This window comes from Pseudomonas sp. AC211, from assembly GCF_979258055.1.
In genome coordinates, this window is sequence record NZ_OZ409830.1 from 2,124,661 (window position 1) to 2,148,976 (window position 24,316).

Genomic DNA, 24,316 nt, shown 5'->3' on the forward strand with positions numbered 1-24,316 from the left:
CGTTGCCTAACTTTCGGCGGGTTTTTCGTATTCCTCAGCTTTTGAAAGGCGGTTGGCCCTTTTGAAAATGCGTGTCGACGGGTCGTTGGCAGCAGTAGTGAGGAAGGAATCATGGCTACGTTGATTGGTGTCGTCAGTAAAGTAATCGGCGAGGTCTTTGCGGTAGCGAGCGATGGATCGCGACGCGCGTTGACTGAGGGCGACCGCGTATACGCGGGCGAACAACTGGACACCGGCGCTCAAGGCGCCGTTGCCGTGGCGCTGGCCAATGGCGGCGAACTCACCCTGGGCCGCGAAAGCAGCCTGGAACTGGATACCGCGCTGCTCAACGGCGGCAGCGGTAACGAGGTGATCGTTCAAGACCCCGTTGCACCGGCCACGCCCAGCCAGGACGACCTGACTGACGTTGAGCAACTGCAAGCGGCCATCGAGGCGGGCCAAGACCCGACCCAAGCCGGTGAAGCCACCGCTGCCGGCCCGGGTGCAGGCGCAGGCGGCCCCGGCGGTGCAGGCGGCGGCCGTTCCTTCGTGCTGCTGACCGAAGTCGGCGGCGCCGTGACCCCGAACATTGGTTTCCCCACCGAAGGCCTGGCGCGCGGCCCCGAGTTTCCCGATCCCGACCCGGCCGCCCGTAACCTCCCTGATCCTGATCCTGCGGCCCCGGACGGCGACCCCGACGCCGGCACCGTGTCCATTTCCCTCGACGAAGACAGCGACCTGCCCGGCAGCATCGAAGGCAGCCCGTACGGCGACGACCAGCCCGGCGTGCCGGCTTCGCTCAGTGGCAGCCTGGGTTATAACTTCGGGCCGGACGGTCCGGGGGCGTTCGCCTGGAACGCGGTGGATTTGTCTGGCATCACCTCGCAAGGTCAACCGCTGGTCGTGGTCATCAGCGCCGACGGCCTGACGCTCACGGCCCACCAAGGCGGCGCTGACGGTCCGGTGGTATTCACGGCCACCAACACTAATCCGCTGACCGGCGCCTTCGACTTCAACCTGGAGCTGCCGCTGGATCATCCAGTGGCCGGCGCCGAAGACACGCTAAACCTCAACCTCGATTACACCATCACCGACGGCAACGGCACGCCGAGCACCGGCACCCTGGCCGTGGGCATCAACGACGACAGCCCCGAATTGAATACCGGCGGTGAGGGTTCGCCGTTCGTGGGCGGCATCGTCCATGAAGACGCGCTGAGCCAATTGCCGGCCAGCGGTCAGTCAGGTCTTCCGGGCGTGGCGGTTGCCGCGCCCTACGAGGGCAACAACGAAGACGGCGATGCGCCGGGTTCCGACAGCAACCCCGCGCAGACCGTGAATGTCGGCGTGGAATCCGGCCCCGGCTCGCTCACCAGTCTGGTGAACTTTGGTGCTGATGGCATTGGCAGCTTCGGCCTGGTCGGCACCGCTGCCGCCACCGCCGTGCTCGATGCCCAGGGACTGACCTCGGGCGGCGTGGCGTTGACCTATTCCGTCGTGGTGTCGGCTGACGGCAGCTACACCACACTCACCGCCAGCGGCCCCGGCTACGACGTGTTCACCCTGCAAGTGGGCGCCGATGGCAGTTTCAATTTCACCCTGCAAGGGCCGCTGGACCACGCGCTCGCCAATGGCGATGACGGCGAACTGTTCGGCAATGGCAACGTGCTGGGTATCGACTTCACCGGCCTGCTGACCGCCACCGATTTCGACGGCGATCCGGTGCAAGGCTTCGGCACGGCCGGCGGCCTGTTTGTGATCAATATCGAAGACGATGTGCCAACCATCGGCACCGTGGGCACCGAAGCCCAGCTGCAAGTGGATGAAAGCGATCTGGGCGCCAACGCCTCAGCCAACTTCAGCGATGCATTCACTGTGCAAGCCGGCGGCGATGGCCTGCAAAGCGTGAATTACGAGCTGACCGTGAGCGACCCGGCCAGCGGCCTGGTGGACACCGCCAGCGGCGAGAACGTGGTGCTCAGCGTTAATGCCGGCGTGGTCGAAGGCCGTACCGAAGGCGGCAACGAACTGGTGTTCACCGTGAGCGTGGGCGCCGACGGCACCGTGACCCTCGATCAGATTCGCCCCGTGGTCCATGACGACGGCAGCAACCCCGACGATGTCGATGTGCTCGGCAGCGGCCACATCAACTTGGTTGCCACCGCCACTGACGGCGATGGCGACACGGCCAGCGGCAGCCTCGACCTGGGCAACGCCATCAGCTTCCGCGATGACGGCCCAAGCATCACCCCCGGCACCTTGGCCGGCATCGCCCTGGTGGTGGATGAAAGCGCGCTTTCGGTGGATGCCAGCGCTGATTTCAGCGGCGCGTTCACTCCCGTGTTTGGTGCCGATGGCGCCGGCAGCGTCAGCTATCAACTGAACGTCAGCACGCCCGGCGCCGACAGCGGCCTGGTGGACACCGCCAGCGGCGACGCCATCGTGTTGTTTAAAGAGGGCGACATGCTGGTCGGCCGCGTCGGCGATGCCGGCGGCCCGATCTCCTTTACCGTTACGGTGAACGCAGCGACCGGCGTGGTCACGCTGGATCAACAGCGCGCCATCGTGCACGACCCGGACACCGGGCCAAATCAATCCACCGGCTTGCTCACCGATAATCTGGTGCAGCTGAGCGCCACCGTCACCGACAAAGACGGCGACAGCGCCACCGCCAATCTGAACATCGGCGGCACCCTGAGTTTTGCCGACGATGCGCCCATCATCGACCCGGGCACCGGCTTGCCGCCTGCGCTGGTGGTGGATGAAACAAACCTGAACGTGGACGCCAGCGCCGACTTCAGCGGCGCCTTTACGCCGCTGTTCGGTGCTGATGGCGCGGGCAATGTGGCCTACACCCTGAACGTCAGCGCACCGGGCGCCGACACCGGCCTCGTCGATACCGCCAGCGGCAACGCCATTGTGCTGTTCAAAGAAGGCGACCTGCTGGTTGGCCGCGTCGGCGATGCCGGCGGCCCGATCTCCTTCACCGTTTCGGTGAATGCGGCGACCGGCGTGGTCACGCTTGACCAACAATTGGCCATCGCCCACCTGCCCAACACCGGGCCGGACCAAGCCAGCGATTCGCTGCTGGGCAATCTGATTCAACTGACCGGCACCATCACCGACGGTGACGGCGACACCACCTCGGCCACCGTGAATATCGGCGGCGCGCTGAGTTTCGAAGACGATGCACCCACCGTCTCGCCAACCACGGCCACCGCCACATTGGACGACGAAGGCCTGCTCGGTGGCATTAACGGCGGCCCGGGCGATGTCGCCGGCGCGGCCACCACCACCAGCGGCACGCTGAACTTCGCCGCAGGCGCCGATGGCTTGCAAAGCATTGCGCTGACGGGCCCAAGCAGCCTGGGCACTGAGGCTGTGACCTCGGTGTGGGATGCCAGCACCAACACCCTGACCATCAGTTCCGCCCGTGGCGAACTGGTGCGCGTTGAGCTCACCAACCCAAGCACTGGCGCTACACCGTCAGCCTGCTGCAACCGCTGATGCACCCGACAACCGGCACCGAAGACACCCTGCAGCTGAACGTCGGCTACACCGTCACCGACCGCGATAACGACCAGGCCAGCGGTAACCTGGCGGTCAACATCAACGACGACAGCCCAACCATTCAGGCGTCCGATCTGGGCGGCAGCTCGCAGGTCACCTTTAACGGCACCAGTGCGGGTTACGCCAGTAGCTATGGCTACTACACCAAAGGGCCTGATGGCTTGCCGGTCGACGGCAAAATCATCTGGGCCAACGTGCAGGACCAGACCGCCGGCGACACCGCCGACATCAGCAGCCTGGACCCCAGCACCACTGGTTTCTTCATCATTCCCAACGGTGCCAACGGCAACGCTGGCCTGGTAGACGGTGCGTCCGTCAGCTTCAGCCAGGTGGGCGGCAAGTGGGTGGCCTCGGTGGGCGGCGTGCCGCTGGTGGGCGACGATGGCGCCAATGTGCTGTTCACTGACGCCTCGCTCAACCCCGGCGGCTCGCACCTGCAAGACACCGGCAGCGCGGGCAATCAGAACTGGGAAGACCTCACCAACGGCTCCGACTACGACTACAACGACGTTGCCACCAACGTGACGTGGGGCTCGTCGTTGCAGCTGCAGGTGGATGAAAGCAACTTCGGCGCAGATGCCAGCGCCAACTTCGCCGGCACTTTCAACGTGCAGGCCGGTGCCGATGGCATCGCCAGCCAGACCTACAACCTCGGCGTGACAAACGCTAACTCCGGCCTGGTGGATACCGCCACCGGCGAGAACGTGATGCTCAGCGTCAACGCCAGCGGCGTAATCGAAGGGCGCACCAGCGGCACCAATGACTTGGTATTCACCGTGAGCGTAAATGCCGGCGGTACCGTTACCCTCGACCAGATTCGCGCCATTGTTCACCCCACCGGCGACGCCGACGAAGCGGCGTACCTGGGCGCCGGGCATATCAGCCTTGGCTCCACGGTTGTCGATGGCGACGGCGACAGCGCTACTGCCACCGTCGACCTCGGTCAGGTGATCAGCTTCCGCGACGACGGCCCAAGCGTGGGCACCAACGGCACCGTGCTGCTCGACGACGACGCATTGGCCAATGGCATTGCCGGTGGCGTTAACGACGACGTCGACTCCACCAACGTCAGCGGCACCCTCGCGCACGACTTCGGTGCCGACGGCGCGGGCTCGATCCAGTGGCTCACCACGGGCGCGCCAGCCGGCTTCAGCTATGAAACCTCCGGCAGCAATCTGCTGGTCGTCCAGGATGGCACCACGGTTCTGACCGTGTCGCTCGACAGCAGCACTGGCGCCTACAACGTGGTGCAAAACGCCGCCATCAACCACGCCAATGCCGATAACGAAAACAACCAGCCGTTCACCTTCAACTATCAGGTCACTGATAAAGACGGCGACAAGGCCAACGGCACGCTGCAAGTGAACGTCGACGACGACACGCCTACCGCGCGTGACGACGTGGCTCAGGTGCAAGTAGCGCAAGGGCAAAACTTCAACACCCTGTTCGTGCTCGACTTCAGCGGCAGCATCGATAAGAGCGAACTGAACACCATGCTCACGGCGGTGAAAGCTGCGGCGCAGGCATTGTTCAATGGCACCACGGGCGATGTGCACGCGCAGATCGTCGCCTTCTCCGGTGACGCCACCTCGTATCCGTCATTCGATAACTACGCCGACTTCGCAGCGAAAATCGACAGCCTCAACTCCAGCGTCCCTGGCGGCGCACGGCCTTACAGCGGCTCGACTGACTTCAGTGATGCCGTAAACGAAGTGGTCAGTTCGTTCAACCCGATTGCCGGTGCCAGCAACCAGGTGTTCTTTATTAGCGACGGCAACCCGAACGAATCCCTCGGCCCGAACGGCGAGGCATTGAACCCGGCAGCTGCGGCGCAGTGGAACAACTTTGTTAATGCCAATGGCATTCAGGTCAGCACCATCGGCATCGGTGACGGCATTGCCACTGGCCCGTTGCAGCAGGTGGACGTGGACGGCAACGGCGTGCCGATTCTGGTCGACGGCTTCGGCTCGTTGATCGATTCTCTCGTGGGCCAGGTCACTGGCGGCTTCGTCAACGGCAACGTGCTCAATGGCAGCGACGGCGCCGTGGGCGGCGGCGATGACGATAGCTTCGGTGCCGACGGCGCCGGGCGCATTCAGTCCATCGTGGTAAACGGCGTCACCTATACCTGGGACGGCGCCAACACCATCGACCCGAGCACTGGCGCCAACATCAATGGCAACCAACTGAATAATATCGCCACGGGGCAGGGCGGCGCGTTGTCGTTCAACTTCAGCACCGGGGCCTGGAGCTACGTTGCGCCGGCCAATCTCTCGGGCGACCAGGTGGAAAACTTCACCTACACCATCGTCGACAAAGATGGTGATCCGTCGTCGGCTTCGTTGACCATCAACGTGGAAGACGCCGGCCCGGTCGTGGGGCGTGTGGATGAAAACGAACTGGCCGGTGGCGCTTCCGATGGCGACGCTTTCAACACCGTTACCACCGGCGACCTTTCCGACCTGGTGGCAGGTCCCGGCACCGCGCAGTTCAGCCTGAGCAGTAACACCAGCGGGCTAACCGCAGCGACTTCGCAAGGCGTAGCACTGGTATACAGCGTGGCCGGCAATACCCTCACCGCCACCGCAGGCGCCAACGGCCCACAAGTGTTTACCCTGCAAGTGCAGGCCGACGGCGAATACACCTTCACCCTCAAAGGGCCTCTCGACCATCTGCCTGGCAGTGGCAACGGCGACGTGTTGAGCCTGAATTTCGATAGCATCCTCACCGCCGTAGACGCCGGCAATAATCCGGCACCGTTAGTGGGCGGCTTCCTGGTGCAGGTCGAAGATGACGCGCCGACTGCTGCCAACATTGTGCAGAACGGCCAGGCTACCAACTCGCTGAACACCAATCTGATGGTGGTGCTCGACGTCTCCGGCAGCATGCTCGACGCCTCCGGTGTCGGCGGCATGAACCGGCTCGACGTGGCGAAGAATTCGTTGCTGGAACTGTTCGAGCAATACGATGCGATGGGCGATGTGAAAGTCAGCGTGGTGTCGTTCTCAGGCTCGGCCACTACCGAAGAAGTGTGGGTCAGCATCGCCGATGCCAAAGCGGCGATTCTCGGTCTGCAAGCGGCGGACTCCACCAACTATGACGCGGCGCTGATTGCCGCTATCAACGCCTACGGCCAGCCCGGCAAAATCGAAACAGGCAACGTGCAGAACGTGGCGTACTTCCTGTCCGATGGTGAGCCTAACTGGCCAAACGGCGACGCTGGCATTTCCAACGCCCCGGGCAGCGCTGCCGGCTGGCCAACCCCGTACTCCAACGGTGGCGTATCGGAAGAACAGGCGTGGATCAAATTCCTCGAAGCCAATGACGTGCGCGCCTACGCGCTGGGCATGGGCACGGGCGGCACCGTCGCCGGCCTGGACCCGGTTGCCTACAACGGTGAAACAAACACCAACACCGGCGGCCAGGTAGTGAGCAACCTCAACAACCTGACCTCAGTACTGGTGAACACCGCACAGGCGTCGCCCCTCTCCGGCAACCTCACCAGCGGCGGCAGCTTCGGAAACGACGGCGGCTATGTGCGTTCGCTGACCGTGGACGGCAAAACCTACACCTACGACAAAGCCGGCAACGTGGTAACCGCCACCGGCGGTGCGGCATTCACCTTCACCGCCGGCACTCTGAACTTCGGCCTGGCCTCGGGTGGCAACCTGGCGGTTAACGTCAACAGCGGCGCCTACACGTTTACGCCGCCAAGCGTGATCAGCACGGCGATCGCCGCGAGCATCGTGTTCACCCTGATCGACATGGACGGCGACACCGCCAGCGCCGCGCTGAACATCGGCATCGGTGCAGGGCAGGCGCCGACGGTGGTGCGTGATGATCTGGTGCTCACCAACGCTGGCGCGCAAAGCGGTACCGATCAAATCAGCATCCCGACATGGGCGCTGCTGGCCAACGACACCGGCCCGAGCCACAACATGCTGTCGATTATCGCGGCAGGCAGTGCGGTGGACGGCGACGTCAACCATACCGCGGCCGCGCAAGTGTTCAAGGAAGAGAGTGGCGGCGCACGTGACGGCGGCAGTTTCACCTACACCGCCTCGGTAAATGGCAGTACCGCCCTGGACACGGCAGTGGTCACGGTTGATCGTACCCACGAGGGACAATCGATCCTGGATGGCACCGTCCGCAACGAAGTGCTGCTGGGCCGCGATAGCGCCAACGACACCCTCAACGGCAAAGACGGCGACGACATTCTGCTGGGCCTCGGCGGCAATGACACGCTGAACGGCGGCGAGGGCAACGACATTCTCGTAGGCGGTCTGGGCGTCGATCAGCTTATCGGCGGCAACGGTAGCGATACCGCCAGCTACCACGACGCCACCGGGGCAGTGACTGCGATTCTGACCACCACCGGCGGTGGTCTGGGTGCCGGCTCGGCGACGGGCGCGGCAGGGAACGACACCTTCAGCAGTATCGAAAACCTGATCGGCTCGGACTACGCCGACAGCCTCACCGGTAACACCAGCGCCAACTACCTCAACGGCGGCGCAGGCAACGACACGATTGTCGGCGGCGGTGGCAATGACGTGGTCATCGGAGGCCTGGGTAACGACCAGCTCACCGGCGGCACCGGCACCGACACCTATGTATGGGAAAAAGGCGGCCTGGGCGGCACCGACACCATCAACGACTTCCACGTTGACCTGAGCGGCAACAGCTCGGACGTGCTCGACCTGTCGCAACTGCTGTCGGGCGTGGCGCAGGCCGGCAACGCACTGGACGACTACCTGAGCTTCAACTTCGGCGGCGGCAATACCACCATCGGTATTTCCACCACCGCTGGCGGGCCGGCTCAGCAATCGGTGGTATTGAGTGGGGTAGATCTTTCCAGCGGCGCCTACTACGGCAGCACCGATGCGGCGACGGTCATCAACGGCATGATCAGCGATCACGCCCTGAAAACCGACACCGTCTAACCCGTTGTTCCTGACTTGGGCCCGCTTCGGCGGGCCTTTTTTTGCCCAGGTTTTACGACGGCTAAAACGACTACGGGCAGCTCGAAGGCTGCCCGTATGGGGTGTTGCGTGTGAAGCCTTAAGCGGTCATCTGCCAAGGCTCAAGGTCGTAACCCTGTTTGTTCAACTCATCGCGTGACTGCTTCAGCAAACGCTCGAGTTGGGTTGGATCGGTAAACGCGCTGCTGGCCACTTGAGTACGGCCGAGCAGGCGGGTGTTGGTGCGGTCGATAACAGAAAAATTCAACTCACCTTTGCCATCTTGCGGCGCCCAGGCAACACACTGGAAAGGCTGAAAAGCGCGGTGAGCAATCAACAAAGCTTCGTTAACACGGAGCGGGGTAGTCATGGGGTCGTTTCTCCGATGGGTCCCAAACAGTAAGCGGCCGCTGGAGCGAATCTTCGCTACTGGGGCCTTCAGGAGTGTTGATGGCGGGAGCTGACCCTTGAGTCACAATAAGGTCGCTGAAATGATGAAAAAGGTCGCAAATTTGAAGTAATCGTGTGGTAAGCGGGGGGGGAGGTTTGTTTAGAAGATCGGAAAATCTGCAGAGCCCCCGTCATCCTCGCGCACGCGGGGATCCAGAATTTCGGATGTGACGCGACGTGACCGACTTGAGAGCCTGGATCCCCGCCTTCGCGGGAATGACGGAGGTTTGTAGCGGGAAAATGGATAACGCCCAGCCCGCACCGTCATCCTCGCGAACGCGGGGATCCAGAGTTTTGGATGTGACGAATTATGTGACCGACTTGAGAGCCTGGATCCCCGCGTTCGCGAGGATGACGAGGGTTGTTTAGGAGACCGGAAACCTGCAAAAGCCACCGTCATTCCCGCGCAGGCGGCGGTCCGACGCTTCGGAATCCAGAGTTTTGAATGTGACGCGAAAATGTCGACCGATTTGAAATTCCAGAATCCCAAGCCCCGCACCCATCAAAAAGCGCAACAACCCCCCACAAAAAAGCCCGCCATAAAGACGGGCTCTTCCACAACCAGAGTGCCCTTAAATCACCACACCCTGACTACGCAAATAATCATCATAAGTGCCGCTAAAATCCACAACCCCACTGGCCGACAACTCAATAATCCGCGTCGCCAACGACGACACAAACTCCCGATCGTGGCTCACGAAAATCAGCGTACCCGGGTAGTTCTCCAGCGCCAGGTTCAGCGCTTCGATGGATTCCATGTCCAAGTGGTTGGTCGGTTCGTCCATCACCAGCACGTTCGGCTTTTGCAAGATCAGTTTGCCGAACAACATACGGCCTTGCTCACCGCCGGAAATCACTTTGACCGACTTCAAAATCTCGTCGTTGGAAAACAGCATGCGGCCCAAGGTGCCACGAATCATCTGCTCGCCCTGAGTCCACTGACCCATCCAGTCGAACAGGTTCACGTCGTCTTCAAAGTCGTGGGCATGGTCCTGGGCGTAGTAACCAAGCTCGGCGCTGTCGGTCCATTTCACGTTGCCGGAATCCGGCGATAGCTCGCCAACCAAGGTACGCAGCAGCGTGGTTTTGCCGATACCGTTCGGGCCAATGATCGCTACGCGCTCGCCGGCTTCAACCTGGAAGCTGAAGTTCTTGAACAGCGGCTTGCCGTCGAAACCCTTGGCCATGTTCTCGACCATCACCGCATTGCGGTGCAGCTTCTTGGTTTGCTCGAAACGAATGAACGGGCTCACACGGCTGGACGGCTTGACCTCGGCCAGCTGAATCTTGTCGATCTGCTTGGCGCGCGACGTCGCCTGTTTGGCTTTCGAGGCGTTGGCCGAGAAGCGGCTGACGAAGCTTTGCAGCTCGTTAATCTGCGCCTTCTTCTTAGCGTTATCCGCCAGCAACTGCTCGCGCGACTGGGTGGCGGCCGTCATGTACTCGTCGTAGTTGCCCGGGAACAGACGCAACTCGCCGTAATCCAGGTCAGCCATGTGCGTGCACACGCTGTTCAGGAAGTGACGGTCGTGGGAAATGATGATCATGGTGCTGTTACGCGCCGTGAGAATGTTTTCCAGCCAACGGATGGTGTTGATGTCCAGGTGGTTGGTTGGCTCGTCGAGCAGCAACACTTCCGGATCGGAAAACAGCGCCTGCGCCAGCAACACCCGCAGTTTCCAGCCTGGCGCCACTTCAGTCATCGGGCCGAAATGCTGCTCCAACGGAATGCCCAAACCCAGCAACAACTCACCAGCACGGGACTCGGCGGTGTAGCCGTCCATTTCCGCGAACTCGGTTTCCAGCTCGGCCACAGCCATGCCGTCTTCTTCACTCATCTCCGGCAGCGAATAAATGCGATCGCGCTCGGCCTTAACCTTCCACAATTCCTCGTGGCCCATGATCACGGTATCGATCACGGTGAACTGCTCGTACGCGAACTGATCCTGACGCAGCTTACCCAAGCGCACATTCGGCTCCAGCATCACCTGGCCACCGGACGGCTCCAGATCGCCACCGAGAATCTTCATGAAGGTCGACTTGCCACAGCCGTTCGCACCAATCAGGCCGTACCGGTTGCCGTTGCCGAATTTCACGGAAACGTTTTCGAACAGCGGCTTGGCGCCGAACTGCATGGTGATGTTAGCGGTGGAAATCAAAGGGCTTACCTATCAATAACGTAAAGGTGTCAGGAGTTGCCTGATACCGATTGGAGACCGATATTCAGCGTTTCCTGTCCGCTCCAGGCGGAGCGTAAATGGGTCCGGCGGGCATGAAATCAACGCAGCGTGTGCCCAATCGGGCGGCGCTGGCGGGCGTTTGATGCGGGGTTCATGCCAAACAGGGCGCGCATTGTCGCATAGGTGATGCGACTGTTGTACGGTCGCTGACAAGCAGAATATTCAGCGCACCCGCACGTTTCCCACGCAATTTCCTTGCACTTTGCGTACGCTTCGCCGACTGGAACAAGGACGACTGGTGTTTTGCCCCGTGATTAAACGAATCCCTCCTGCCTTATGGATTGGTGTGACGGTGCTCCTGCTTGGAGCACATGTGGCCAATCTGATGCACTGGCAAACCCAGCTTCGACAGGTCGAAAGCGCGCCACTGCTAGTGGTTGCGAGCGACACGCCCGCTGCCACACCCGCCCCGATCCCCGCCGTCACCTCATTATTCGGCACTGCCCAGTTGCAGAAGCCGGAGCAGGGCAGTACGGCTGAAATCAAGCCCAGCACGCTCTCGCTGAAACTATTCGCCAGCTACGTAATGCCCGATAGCAAACGCTCGGCGGCCATTATTAGCACCAACGGCGACAACCAAAAGCTCTATTACCTGGGCGACAACATTCAGCAAGGCGTCGAGCTGAAAGCCATTCACGCCGACCGCGTTCTGGTTAAGCGTAATGGCGTGTTGGAAAGCATCAGCCTGGAAAACATCACGACTGACGCCACGACTACCGTCGAGAAAGAGAAACCCGAGCCGATGGAGGTGGCTGTGGCAGAGCCCACACCACAGCCAGCAAACAAGCAGGACATGTTGCAGCAACTGAAAAAACTCAAGTCGTTGGCCGCAGGGAATAATTAAATGTTGGGTAAAGGACTGCTAATGGCGCTATTGCTGGCTCCAGGCCTAGCGAGTGCAAACGTAACGATGTCCGATTGTTGGGGCGAGCCCACCAGCAGCTTGAGCATTGACGTGGACGGAAGCGGAACAGTTTCCGGAGCTCTGGTTTTATCCGAGCCGTTGTTGGCGCCGCGTTTGCAACAGGTGCGCAGCCCGGTTGACCTCTTATTCGACGGCTACGACATGCTCAAAGCGCAGCGAGTCTGTGAGCAAATCTCCGCCGCCAACGCGCCCTTGGCAAAAATGGTTTTTGGCGGACGTCAGCGCTATCTGGCCCAGCGAGGCGCACCAGCGTGGGACTGGTTGATGGTCACCAGTAATGACGTCGCCGCAAACCTGGTAACCGGTGACCTCCAAGGCATTTTTGTGGGCAAAGGCAAAACGGTTTTCGGCCGAGGCCTGGAAAAGTCCGCGCTAACCGATCCGGCAAAAATGGCGGCATGGCTCCTGGATACTTACCGCCGCAAACATCAGCCGGTGGTGCTGTTTGTGGAAGCCGAATATCAACAACCGTTCTTTGAGTTCTTCTCCGAGAATCCATTACCCGGCGTGTTCCTTTCTTTCGAAACACCTGAGAACGTGCGCGACGCCCTCAACAAACATGCCAAGTTTTCCGCTGATGAACAGGCTCGTCTGCTCAATTATTACTGCAAGTAGCCTGTGTATCTCGGCCTTGGCTTCGGCGGAGGACATCGAGCTCACCGTGCGCATTCGTAACGAACGAGCCTCCGTGGTATCGGGTGCGCAACTGTGCGGGCAATTGCCGCTGGCCGAAAACGGCGCGGCGTCCTCGTGGACGGTTTCCGGCCCCGCCAACCTATCTCTGGCGCCGTCCAGCTATTGCGTAGAACTGGATGATTTTGGTCCATTCCAAGTTAAGTCAGTGCCGCTTCGCTGGACGTTGTCCGGCACGCCAGTCCAACAAGAAGTAGCGCCTGACTACCCGTTGGCGACTCGCCCGTCACCTGAGTTACAGGCGCTCGCGGAATCGTTCGCGCAATACCCGGCAGCGAAGCGACCGGCTCGTATCTATGAATGGATGGTGGCCAACATTGATTACATCGGTATCCGTCGAGGCATTGACGGCGCGGAACATGCGTTGAAACACCGACAAGGCGACTGCACAGAACACATGTTGCTCGCCGCAGAGCTGTTAGTTCGCAACGGTTTTTCCGTACGACGCGCATTAGGTGTCGCATTGCTACCACAGCAGAACCGCATAAACGCGAACGACTTGCATAACTGGTTGGAATATTTCGATAATGGCACTTGGCTTGTTTTCGACTCATCGAAACGGATTTTTATAGAGCCGGAAGGGCATAGGTACGTTGCGCTGCTGTATTACCAGAGCAGCCAACAACTGTCGGTGTCGCCATTTGCGACCGATGTCCAGGACCTAGTGTTGTACCTCAAATAATCAAAGGGATTTGTGTGAAAGGATTCAACCAATCTGCCCCCTGCTGCGGGCAGATGCTTGGTGTACGCAACGCAGAGTGCATTCCACCATTGCGATCGTTCCTTTGTCCCAAATGGTGGCTTTCACAGCTCGCACCGCATCGGGATGTCGTCGTAACAACCCCTAGAGAATCTGCCGTTCCTTCTCGGTCGTGCCGAGAAGCCGGAGTCCGCGCGCCATTGTGTCTGCTGCAAGCCTTTGCTCTGGATTGGGGAATGTCATGAATGGATTCACCGCGTTCATTATCGGACTGATTTTAGCGGGAGTAGGCGCACAGGCGCAGGCCACCGAGGAAGTTCTGATTCGCGCCAACACCACCATCAGTGCAACCGACCACTTGCACGACGGCAAACGCCTGATCGTCGAAGGGGCGACGCTTACGCTGGCCGGCGCGCATGCGTATGAGTCGGTGATATTGCGCAATTCAGCGGTACTGACCTCGCCAGTTGAGCTAGCGATTACGCTGACCGCAGATACGGTTGAGGTGGATGCGACATCACGGATTAATTTGAGCGCCAAGGGCAAGACTGGGGCTGGAAACTCCAATAACTACAGCGGCGCCAGCTATGGGGGCCGTGGCGGTCTCTACTCTAGCTTCGTAACCAATGAACCATATGGAGATTTCCGCGAACCGAGGGATTTGGGGAGCGGTGGCCGCGATCCGAATTCAAACTACACCCGTGGCGGAGGAGCGTTCGAACTAAACACGGATACGTTGAAGTTGCAGGGTTTGGTTCAGTCGAACGGCCAAGCGCAAAGTGGATACGGTTCAAGCAGCGGCGGTAGCCTGTTACTGCGTGTGGGCACACTCACCCTAGGTGATCAGGCCCGAATCGAGGCAAATGGTGGAGGCGGCGCTGGCTACGGTGGCGGCGGAGGAGGGCGAGTAGCACTGTACTACGGTGCGCTGACTTCTGGCTCGCTGGCGAGTCAGGTGTGGGCCAAAGGCGGACTTTCAGGTGGTGGTAGTAGTGGCAAGGCCGGGGGTGCTGGCTCTGTTTATTTTTAAGAACACTAGCAGTGGCGTAGAAGAAGTAGCGTTCAATAACGGCGATGTGCCTCTCAGCGCAGCGATGGCGCTGTTGGATGTGAGCACTGGAGCCAGCTACAACGGCGCGATGCGTTGGAGCAACGTAGTCGGAGAAATCAAAGGGGCGGTGCCTGCCGATTCTACTGTTAGCGCAGGGACGTTAGTGCTGGAGAACGCGACTCTGTCACTTTCCGGAGTGCATGCATACGAATCGGTGCGCTTGAGTAAGTCGGCGGTATTAACCTCCGGAGTTGGCACAGCAGTGAAATTGACCACCGGCGCGGTTGAGGTGGATGCGACGTCGCGGATTGATGTGACCGCTAAGGGCAAGACTGGGGGCGGCAATTCGAATAACTACAGCGGCGCCAGCTATGGGGGACGTGGCGGTGTCTTTTCTAACCTCGTAACCAATGAACCATATGGAGATTTCCGCGAGCCGAGGGATTTGGGGAGCGGTGGCCGCGATGGAAACACAAACTACACCCGTGGCGGAGGAGCGTTCGAGCTAAACACTGACACGTTGAAGTTGCAGGGTTTGGTTCAGTCGAACGGCCAAGCGCTAGGTGGATACGGTTCAAGCAGCGGCGGTAGCCTGTTGTTGCGTGTGGGCACACTCACCCTAGGTGATCAGGCCCGCATTGAGGCAAATGGTGGGGGCGGCGCTGGCTACGGTGGTGGCGGCGGAGGGCGAGTAGCACTGTACTACGGTGCGCTGACTTCTGGCTCGCTGGCGAGTCAGGTGTGGGCTAAAGGCGGACTTTCAAGTGGTGGTGGTAGCGCCAAGGCCGGGGGTGCTGGCTCTGTTTATTTTAAGAACACTAGCAGTGGCGTAGAAGAAGTAGCGTTCAATAACGGCGATGTGCCTCTCAGCGCAGCGATGGCGCTGTTGGATGTGAGCACTGGACCCAGCTACAACGGCGCGATGCGTTGGAGCAACGTAGTCGGAGAAATAAAAGGGGCGGTGCCTGCCGATTCTAATGTTAGTGCAGGGACGTTAGTGCTGGAGAACGCGACGCTGTCACTTTCCGGAGTGCATGCATACGAATCGGTGCTCTTGAGTAAGTCGGCGGTATTAACCTCTGGAGTTGGCACAGCAGTGAAATTGACCACCGGCGCGGTTGAGGTGGATGCGACGTCGCGGATTGATGTGACCGCTAAGGGCAAGACTGGGGGTGGCAATTCGAATAACTACCGCGGCGCCAGCTATGGGGACGTGGCGGTTTCTATTCTAACTTCTTAACCAATGATCTATATGGAGATTTCCGCGAACCGAGGGATTTGGGAAGCGGTGGTCGCGATGGAAACACGAACTACACCCGCGGCGGAGGAGCGTTCGAGCTAAACACGGACACGTTGAAGTTGCAGGGTTTGGTTCAGTCGAACGGCCAAGCGCTAGGTGGATACGGTTCAAGCAGCGGCGGTAGCCTGTTGTTGCGTGTAGGCACACTCACCCTAGGTGATCAGGCCCGCATTGAGGCAAATGGTGGAGGCGGCGCTGGCTACGGGGGTGGCGGCGGAGGGCGAGTAGCACTGTACTACGGTGCGCTGACTTCTGGCTCGCTGGCGAGTCAGGTGTGGGCAAAGGCGGACCTTCAGGTAGTAGTGGCGGCAGTGCCGGAGGTGCTGGCTCTGTCTATCTCAAAGATGTGTCCAACCATAAAGAAGAATTGATATTTAACAATGAGGGCATCTCTACCAATGCCCCTGCCGCGGTCTTGGATATAAGTTCTGCTCCCTATACGGGCACCCTTCGTTGGACCAACGTAGCAGGCGAGCTTAAAGGCGAAATGCCCTTCGATCCCGCAGGCAATCACAGTCAGTTGGTATTGGAGAAATCCACGCTCACCCTTGCAGGTTCCTTGGCTTACGACTCGATCGTTATGCGTAGTACTTCTACGCTGACCTCTCCTATGGGCGAAGCTATCCACCTTGTCGCCGACACCTTCGAAGTTGACGAAACCTCGCAAATAGATGTTACGGGGAAGGGACGACGAGATCCGTCAGTCTCCGATTATAACTGCGGAGGTAGTCATGGGGGGCTGGGAGGGTGTTACGCGCATACGCCTGCGCCAGCTTTTGGCGATAAGCGGATGCCAACAACTTTTGGCGGTGATGGACGGGCGGGATACGGCGACGGCGCCCATGGCGGCGGAGCGCTCGCCATTGTGGCTAGAGTGTTAAAACTCGATGGCCGGCTGCTTGCAAATGGTGCCTCGGACTGGGGTGGTGGTGGCGCAGGCGGCTCGCTCTGGATTAACGCTCAGCAGCTTCTTGGCAGCAGCACAACTCGAATTCAAGCAATCGGGGCAAACGGTACTTACAGTGGAGGCGGCGGCGCAGGTGGACGTATCGCCATTTACCATGCTGGTATGGTGGGCATTGACGTCTTCAGTCAAGTCAGTGTTGCACCAGGAACCGGTTCGGCCACTGGCGGCGTCGGCTCTTTACACCTCGAATACAGGATTGGCTCCACCGCCGTTCTAGGCACCAGCTTCACCGACACCATCAACCAGGACGTCTACCAGTTCACTGTGGACTTCAACGGTGCCGTTGATCCTCACTCCGTCAGTTCAGAGACCGTCTGGTTGCAAGGTCCGGGGGGAGCCGGAGTCTATAGCAGTTTCCGGGCTCTCACCCCCGCCAAGTACCTCTTTATGTTCGATGAGGCGCTCCCTGACGGTACTTATCAGCTGCGAGTTGCAGGCGTTCGCTCTGCCCAAGGTCGAGGCATGGACCAAGATGGCAATGGAGTTGAGGACGAAGAAAGCGACATCTACCTGCGCACCTTTGTCATCGACCAGAGCTCTCCGGAAGTTCCGCAAATCCTCACACCCTTGGTTGCGCCTGCCGTGAACCAACTGACCGTCCGCAAAACCACCATCACGGGCAATCGAGAAGATCAGACAGAAGTTTATGTAAACGGCGTACTGAAAGTGCCGTTGGGCAATAGCGAGTGGAGCATTCCCGATTACCCGCTGCCAGAAGGCAAAAGCGACCTGCAGATAATCGCGCGCGATGAGGCCGGCAATCCGTCCGCATCAACAGCGACATTGAAGTTCGATGTCGACAGCATCAAGCCGGGTCTCAATGGCTATTCCCACTCAGGCAATATCCGCCTAGTACCTGCTGCTGTATGGGTCACGTACACCGAAGCCGGCAGCGGTTTGGATCTGGCTAACAGTTCCATAGCGCTGACACTAGCCGGCAACACCCTGTCGGGTCGTCTGACAGAAGAAACAGGCAAACTCGTTTTGACGCTTAACAGCCCCTTGCTAGAGGGCAGCTACAGCTACGACGTTCGCCTGCAAGACAAATTCGGCAACCTGCGCACCGGCGCGTCCAGCTTCACCCTCGACTACACCCCGCCCGCTGCAATCGTGGTGAATACTTTCCCTGCGGTGACAACCAGCGCGAAACAACGCTTCACCGGCACTAAGGAAGCAAACGGCACGTTACGGATCCGCAATGCCGCCGGCACCGTGCAGTACACGAGTACGGTTAGTGCCAAAACCTGGCAAACCGACCTAACGCTAGTTCCTGGTGACAACGCGTTCACCGTCGATCAAACCGATGCCGCCGGCAACGTCAGTCCGAAAACGTCGTTCCAGATTCGCTTCGATGATCAAGCCCCTGGCTTGGTGGCGTGGAATGCCGAGCCTAAGGGCAGCGGTACGGCCCTCAAGTTGTCCTGGCCGGGATATGACGAGGTTGCCAACGGCAACGACATACAGGAGTACCGCATTTACAGCGCGGCGGCGCCATTCACCACGGTGGCGAGTGCGCAACTGCTGCAAACAGTGGTCGCAGGCACAAAGCAGGTCACTCTCAACGGGCTGACGCGTAAAGAACCGCGGTATTACGCCGTGCTGGCGGTAGATCAGCAGGGGCTGCAACAGGCCACTGTCATCTCACAATCCGTCACCCCTGAAGATGTTATTGCCCCCGAGGAGGCCGGCAATCTTCAAGTGACTACTGGCGCCCAGCAGCTACAGCTGAGCTGGAATGCCAGTGCCAACGGTGCCGCGGATTTGGCCGGTTACGCGCTGTATGTCGGCGCTAACGGTGAACAACGCATCAATCTGCCATTAGCCGAGTTAGCGGACGGTTTGCGTTACACCCTGGGCAACCTGGACCCTGCCACCACCTACTCTTTGAAACTGGCGGCAGTCGATAACGACGGCAACGAAAGCACAGGTGTGCGAAACCCTGGTGTCACCTGGCTGGCCAATCCTCAAGGGCTCGAGGTTGAGGCGTTTTCCAGTCGCTTTGATGCGAAATGGCTCGCCTCGCAACCTACCGCTGCGGTCAGTGCCTATCGGATTTACGTAGCGGATGCGCCGTTTACTTCGGTGGCTGGCATGAGCCCACGTTTAACGCGTACCGCCGCGCAGCTAACTGGCTCCGTTGCCGGTCTGCAAAACGGCCAGACCTACTATGTTGCCGTTACGACCGTGAACACATCCGGCGGAGAAAACCCTCAGGTACAGCCTGTCAGCGTCAAACCCAATGCCGATACCGTAGGACCGGTTCTGACCGCGCTGCAGTGGGACGGCGTCGCCGGCGTTGTGAATCTGCTTGGCGGCGGCGAGCTGGAGACGTTGGGCGAGCTGCAAGCGCAAGCGCGTGACGAGTCCGGTATTGCTCGTGTAGAGCTGAGCCTTGATGGCCAGCCGCTGGGTCAAGCCGTCCAGTCTGGAACTGCTTACAAGCAGGCGCTCGACCTGACGCGCATTGCCGATGGCGACCATGTGCTCACCATCAAGCTGGTCGACACGCTGGACAACACCAGCGAAACCAGCGTCGAGCTGGAGGTCGATCTGGCCGAGCCGGCCAAGCCCACGTTGCGTCTGCAAAGCCAATTGGCAACTACCAACACTGCGCAGCAAGTGCTCGTGATTCGCGGGCAAGCGGGTGCCAGTGCTCAGGTTGAGTTGAACGACGAACTGCAGTCCGCCGAAGTCAGCCTTGGCAGCACTGGTGAAGCGCTTTTGCCGGTTACCTTGAAAGAAGGCGAAAACGAGCTGGTGGCGCGTCTTCGTCACGCCAGCCGCAGCAACTTTGGTGAAAGCAGTACGCCGTTGAGTGTGACCCTCGACACCACGCAGCCAGACGCGCCTGCGGGTTTGCAAGCCTTGAGCAAAACCCAGGGTGTCGTACAGATGAGCTGGTCGGCGGTCGCCAAAGGAACCGCGGTTGGTTACAACCTTTATGTGTCTAGCCAGCCTTTCACCCTTGCAAATGAAGCGGGCGTAACGCGGCTGAACACCACACCGCTGACGGCGCTTGGCTATACGCACAAGCCGACAATCGACGGCACGTATTACTACCGGGTCAGCAGCGTCAACAAGGTGAATTCGGAAAGCGCCTTGTCCGTCCAAAAATCGGCAGTGGCCGACCGCGTGGCGCCGCAAGTACTCACCATTACCTACAGTTCACAAGGCAGCGTATCCGGCGATGCTCGCTTTGCGCCGGCGCGGGTGGATGTCCGCATGCAGATGAGCGAGGTGCTGCGTAATGCGCCGTTCCTTAGTCTGGACTTGCCCGAAGGCACCTCCATTCCGGTACGCATGAGCCAGGCCGCGAACGATCCGCTGTATTACCAGGGCAGTTTCGATATCAGCACGTCGCTGCCGTCCGGCCTGTTGTATGCGCGGGTATCGGCGTACGACACGGTGGGCAACGAAGGCACCGACATAGGCCTTGGCAGAACCTTGCGCGTCGACACGCAAGGACTGGATGTGCAGCAGCTCTCGCTGCTGCCAGAAAGCCCGGTGGAAAACCTGGTGGCCAACAACCTGGGCCGTGAAATGCAAGTAATCCTGCGTCTGAGCGAAGACCCTACCGGCTTGCCGCAGCTCACCCCACAACTCAACGGCCAGGCCTTCGGTGGCCCCATAGCATTGAAACTGGACGCGCAGTCGCAACCGGGCAGTCCGATCTTCACCGGCAGTTTCCGTGTGCCAGTGGAAGCCGGAAAGCATCAGGTAGACCGTCTCGGTTTTGCGTATCTGGCCACTGACGATTTAGGTAACAAGAGCGAGCGCATTCAGGGGCGTCGTGATTTCCAGGTGTATCAAGGCAACTTGCCGCCGCTGGACATCCCGCAAGGCCTTGTGGGCAAGGCACTACCGTCTGGACGTGTTGCCCTAACCTGGCAAGCCGTGTCCGAGTCCACGCTGTACCAGGTGCTGCGGCGTGCCGAAGCGGAGTCCGAGTTCCTGGAAGTGGCGCGGGTCAGAGAGCCTCGCTACGAAGACAATCTGCCTACCGCTGGCATGGCCGATGGCGTGTATTTCTACCAGGTCACAAGCATTCGTGAGCATGAGGGTAAAGAGGCCTCAAGCCAGCCGAGCACGGAAGTTCGCGTCGAGGTCGACAGCGAAGTGCCGGCTGCTCCGAGCGAGCTGCAGGCAGAGCTGAATGGTTCAGGCGTTGTTCTGCGTTGGCAGTCGCCAGAGCAGCCGGGCACTTATGCGTACAACCTCTATCGCGCCGATGTCGCTCAAGGTGCCCCCAATAAGCATTGTGGGTCGCGCCGCTTTGCAAACCGCTATACCCGAGCTGATCGCCCGTGACGGCAAGCCCTCGGACACCGAGCACGCCTATACCGTCACGGCTGTGGACGCCGCCGGTAACGAGTCTGAGCCTGCACAAAGCGTGTACCTCAACAGCACATTGTTGCCGGTACGTGACCTGAAAATTGTGCTGCGCGACGGCCAGGCACCTGCACTGGCGTGGGATCACAGCGGCAAAAACGTAGTGGGCTACAACCTCTACGTCGGAGCCGACGGCGCGCAGCAAAAGCTCAACGCGCAACCGCTGCAAGCCAAGCAATATCAGGATCAAGGCCTGACATTGCCACTAACCTCAGACCGCCGCTACAGCGTCACCGCCGTGGACGCGCAAGGCGTCGAAAGCATCCCCCACACCTTGCTCCTACCCGCCGTTAAAGCCGAGCTGCGCCCGGACCAACAGCTGCAACGCGGCGTGTTCAACACCGTTCACTACCGCATTACCAACAACAGCCCGCAGGCACTCACACATCTGCGCTTGCGGATCAATGTGGATGTCAACGGCACGCCAACACCGCACCTGTCCGAGTACTTCGATATAGCCGCAGGCGGCTTGACCGAGGTGCCGCTGGTGATCGGTGGCTATCCGGAACTTACCGGCGTGGTAGCGCTGAGCAGTGAACTCATTTACGCGCCAATGGCTGGTGAAGAAGCACTGATTCAGCAGAGCCAAACAATGGACGCCGGGGAGAGCGCTTTGCTGGTTCAGGTGCTCGCCGATGACCTCACCCGTGGTGGTGTTGGCCAGGTGCGTTTGCGCATCGAAAACCCAAGCGAAGTCGCGACCGAACTGGTCACAGCCAAAGCCAGCGGCACTCAGGCTTCAGACGAAATGCGTCTGGTGCTGGAGGACCTGAAAGGCAACGTGCTGTCGAGCAAACCGCTGAAAGCGGCCATCGGCAATGGCCTGGTCACCGTGCGTGACGGCCGCACCGTCGCCCGCGTTGGCGCGCTTGATGTGCTGGAGACCGGTCCGTTCAACATCGACGTACCAGCGGCCGCGCCGGACCAGGTGCGCGTGCGCCTGGAAGCCGACTTCCTGCACTACCAAACCGGGCTGCCCACCGAGCTGAAAATTCGTGGTCTGCGCAGCAGTCGCGAAGTAACGCTGGTGGAAAGCCCGTACTACGGCGAGCTCACGAAGATCTCGGCGCAGCAAGTGCAGGCGGGCGACAAGCTGACCATCACCGGCCGTGCCCTCACGCGTGACGGCAATCAGCCGTTGGCCGCTGTGGAGCTCAATGTGGTGCTCACGGTGCGCGGTTTCGAACGCGTTATCAGCGTTACCACCGACGCCAACGGCGCCTTCAGCTACGAGCACCAGACGGCGGCAGACGACTCTGGCACTTACCAGGTGTCCATCGTTCACCCGGGTATTTCCACCCGGGCGCAGCAAGGCCAGTTCCTGGTCATGGGCGCCTCGTTCTCGCCTGCCAGCGTCACTACCCAATTCCCGCGCAATTACGAGCAACTGGTAAGCATCGTGGTCGATGCGGGTTACGACACCGCGCTCAACAACCTGCGCCTGGAATACATCAAACCGGCCGGCAGCACTGGCTTGCCCACCGGCATAAAAGTGCAGCTCAGCCCGGCCATGAACCTGGCGGCGAAAAAGCGCGGCAATCTCACGCTGCGCATCAGCGGTGACAACAGCGCAGCCGCCAACGGTTTGCTGGACTACCGCATCGTCGCCGACGGTCTGAGCAAACCACTGGGTCAAACGCGCATCCAGTACAGCCTGGTAGAAGCGCGGCCCGTCATCAGCCTTAGCCCGAACCAGATCCGTACCGGCCTCAAGCGCGGCGGTGAAGAACAGGTGGAAACCATCAACCTGAAAAACACCGGTCTCGACGTGCTTCGCAACGTCCGTCTCAGCCTGCTTAACAGCGAAGGCGGTGTTATGCCGGCGTGGCTCAGCCTGCGCAGCGCAGAACGCCTAGGTGACCTTGCCGTTGGCGCCGGTACGCCTATCAGCATCGCGTTCAAACCGGGCGACACCGTGCTTGAAGGCAACTACTACGTCACCCTGCGTCTGCAAAGCGACAACCACGCGCCGGTGGATGTCGCCATGGAAGCCGCGGTTACGCAGTCGGGGCAGGGCGGAGTGATCTTCCAGGTATCGGACATCTATACCGGCACCAAAGCCGACAACGGCACGCTGATTCCGGGCTTGGCCGGTGCGAAGATCAAACTGCAAAACCGCAACGTGCTAACCGAGGAATACAGCATCACCAGCGACGCCCGCGGCCAGGCGCTGCTGGAGAATATTCCGGCTGGCGAATACACCTACCGCATCTCCGCCTGGGACCACGACGACCTCGCCGGACAGCTGTGGATCAAGCCCGGAATGACCCAGGCCGAGCCGGTGTTCCTGATGAGCAAGCTGGTGACGGTTGAATGGTCGGTGAAGGAAATCACCCTCGAAGACCGTTACGAAGTCATCCTCGACGCCACCTTCAAAACCAATGTGCCAACCGCGTTGGTATTGATCGAGCCGCTAGCGATCAACCTGCCAGCCATGCGCAAGGGCGATGTGCTTCAAGGCGAATTGACCCTCACCAACTACGGGCTGATCCGCGCCGACGAAGTCAAAGCCAGCCTGCCCACCGGTGACACCCGAGCGAAAATTGAATACCTGCGCCCGGTGCCCAACACGCTGTACCCCGGCGAGGTGCTGATCGTTCCGTACCGCGTCGTCGCCCTACAAAGCTTCGACCCCGACGACGTACTAAACGGCGCCGCCGGCTGCTGGAACTTCAACTACCAAGGCACCGTGTCATACAGCAGCTATTGCGCTAACGGCGTGCAGGTGCCGGGCAAAGCCAACGTTGGTTGGTTCTCCTCCGGCACCGCCTGCAGCGCGAGCGGTGGTGGTGGCAGCTCAGGTGGCGGTGGCGGGGCTGGCGGTTGGGGCGGCTGGGGTGGCAGTGGCGGCAGCTTTATACCCAAGCCAACGCCAATCACCACCCAGCAATGCGTGCCCGATGTGCAATGCAAAACAGGCAACTGCCCGGGCGCCAACGGCGGCGGTAAATAATTAAACGATGGGAGAGCCCTTCCGCATGACGGAAGGGCTGCAAGGGAGTGCGCACGTGAGCAAGAAAACTTTTAGCCTGTGGTTGTACGCAGGTGTGTTGGCTATGCTGGCCGGCGTGGCGCAAGCCAAGCCGGGTATCGACCA

Annotated in this window: 11 protein-coding genes; 9 read left to right on the forward strand and 2 right to left on the reverse strand. The window is 60.2% G+C overall.

Translation table 11 applies throughout. The features are described from left to right. Positions 1–111: 111 nt before the first annotated feature. A complete protein-coding gene (locus ACZZZP_RS10195) occupies positions 112–3,483 on the forward strand; it encodes a retention module-containing protein (RefSeq protein WP_463536480.1) in 3,372 nt (1,123 codons plus the stop codon). Next, the gene (locus ACZZZP_RS10200) at positions 3,483–8,486 is read left to right on the forward strand and encodes a DUF5801 repeats-in-toxin domain-containing protein (RefSeq protein ID WP_463536481.1); all 5,004 of its coding nucleotides are present in this window, start codon (positions 3,483–3,485) and stop codon (positions 8,484–8,486) included. Before ACZZZP_RS10195 ends, ACZZZP_RS10200 begins: the two co-directional genes overlap by 1 nt. A gap of 118 nt (positions 8,487–8,604) precedes the next feature. Here ACZZZP_RS10200 and ACZZZP_RS10205 read toward each other — a convergent pair whose 3' ends face one another. Both ACZZZP_RS10205 and ACZZZP_RS10210 read right to left on the reverse strand, forming a co-directional pair. Next, positions 8,605–8,874, reverse strand: a complete 270-nt coding sequence (locus ACZZZP_RS10205) for a hypothetical protein (RefSeq protein ID WP_122498515.1) — start codon at positions 8,872–8,874, stop codon at positions 8,605–8,607. A 652-nt stretch (positions 8,875–9,526) separates the two neighbouring features. After that, positions 9,527–11,113, reverse strand: a complete 1,587-nt coding sequence (locus tag ACZZZP_RS10210; protein WP_122453664.1) for an ABC-F family ATPase — start codon at positions 11,111–11,113, stop codon at positions 9,527–9,529. A 373-nt stretch (positions 11,114–11,486) separates the two neighbouring features. Here ACZZZP_RS10210 and ACZZZP_RS10215 point away from each other — a divergent pair, with 373 nt between their 5' ends. The 7 genes from ACZZZP_RS10215 to ACZZZP_RS10245 all read left to right on the forward strand — a co-directional run bounded on the left by ACZZZP_RS10215 (position 11,487) and on the right by ACZZZP_RS10245 (position 24,172). Further along, positions 11,487–12,038, forward strand: a complete 552-nt coding sequence (locus tag ACZZZP_RS10215) for a type II secretion system protein N (RefSeq protein ID WP_463384689.1) — start codon at positions 11,487–11,489, stop codon at positions 12,036–12,038. 21 nt (positions 12,039–12,059) lie between these two features. Next, complete coding sequence (locus ACZZZP_RS10220; RefSeq protein ID WP_463382622.1) at positions 12,060–12,734, forward strand: hypothetical protein; 675 nt, start codon at positions 12,060–12,062, stop codon at positions 12,732–12,734. Beyond that, positions 12,697–13,494, forward strand: a complete 798-nt coding sequence (locus ACZZZP_RS10225) for a transglutaminase-like domain-containing protein (protein WP_463382623.1) — start codon at positions 12,697–12,699, stop codon at positions 13,492–13,494. The genes ACZZZP_RS10220 and ACZZZP_RS10225 overlap by 38 nt, the downstream gene beginning before the upstream one ends. Before the next feature lie 259 nt (positions 13,495–13,753). After that, positions 13,754–14,542: a hypothetical protein gene (locus ACZZZP_RS10230; RefSeq protein WP_463536482.1), complete on the forward strand. Its 789-nt coding sequence runs from the start codon at positions 13,754–13,756 to the stop codon at positions 14,540–14,542. Beyond that, entirely contained in the window at positions 14,493–15,803 is a 1,311-nt protein-coding gene (locus ACZZZP_RS10235; protein WP_463536483.1) for a hypothetical protein, read from the forward strand. Before ACZZZP_RS10230 ends, ACZZZP_RS10235 begins: the two co-directional genes overlap by 50 nt. 334 nt (positions 15,804–16,137) lie before the next feature. After that, the gene (locus ACZZZP_RS10240; RefSeq protein ID WP_463536484.1) at positions 16,138–21,138 is read left to right on the forward strand and encodes a fibronectin type III domain-containing protein; all 5,001 of its coding nucleotides are present in this window, start codon (positions 16,138–16,140) and stop codon (positions 21,136–21,138) included. Further along, a complete protein-coding gene (locus tag ACZZZP_RS10245) occupies positions 21,104–24,172 on the forward strand; it encodes a hypothetical protein (RefSeq protein ID WP_463536485.1) in 3,069 nt (1,022 codons plus the stop codon). Before ACZZZP_RS10240 ends, ACZZZP_RS10245 begins: the two co-directional genes overlap by 35 nt. Positions 24,173–24,316: the final 144 nt, after the last annotated feature.

Coding starts and splice junctions, on each gene's coding strand:
- ACZZZP_RS10195 (WP_463536480.1), top strand. CDS start 112: ATGGCTACGTTGATTGGTGTCGTCAGTAAAGTAATCGGCGAGGTCTTT.
- ACZZZP_RS10205 (WP_122498515.1), bottom strand. CDS start 8,874: ATGACTACCCCGCTCCGTGTTAACGAAGCTTTGTTGATTGCTCACCGC.
- ACZZZP_RS10220 (WP_463382622.1), top strand. CDS start 12,060: ATGGCGCTATTGCTGGCTCCAGGCCTAGCGAGTGCAAACGTAACGATG.
- ACZZZP_RS10225 (WP_463382623.1), top strand. CDS start 12,697: ATGAACAGGCTCGTCTGCTCAATTATTACTGCAAGTAGCCTGTGTATC.
- ACZZZP_RS10230 (WP_463536482.1), top strand. CDS start 13,754: ATGAATGGATTCACCGCGTTCATTATCGGACTGATTTTAGCGGGAGTA.
- ACZZZP_RS10200 (WP_463536481.1), top strand. CDS start 3,483: ATGCACCCGACAACCGGCACCGAAGACACCCTGCAGCTGAACGTCGGC.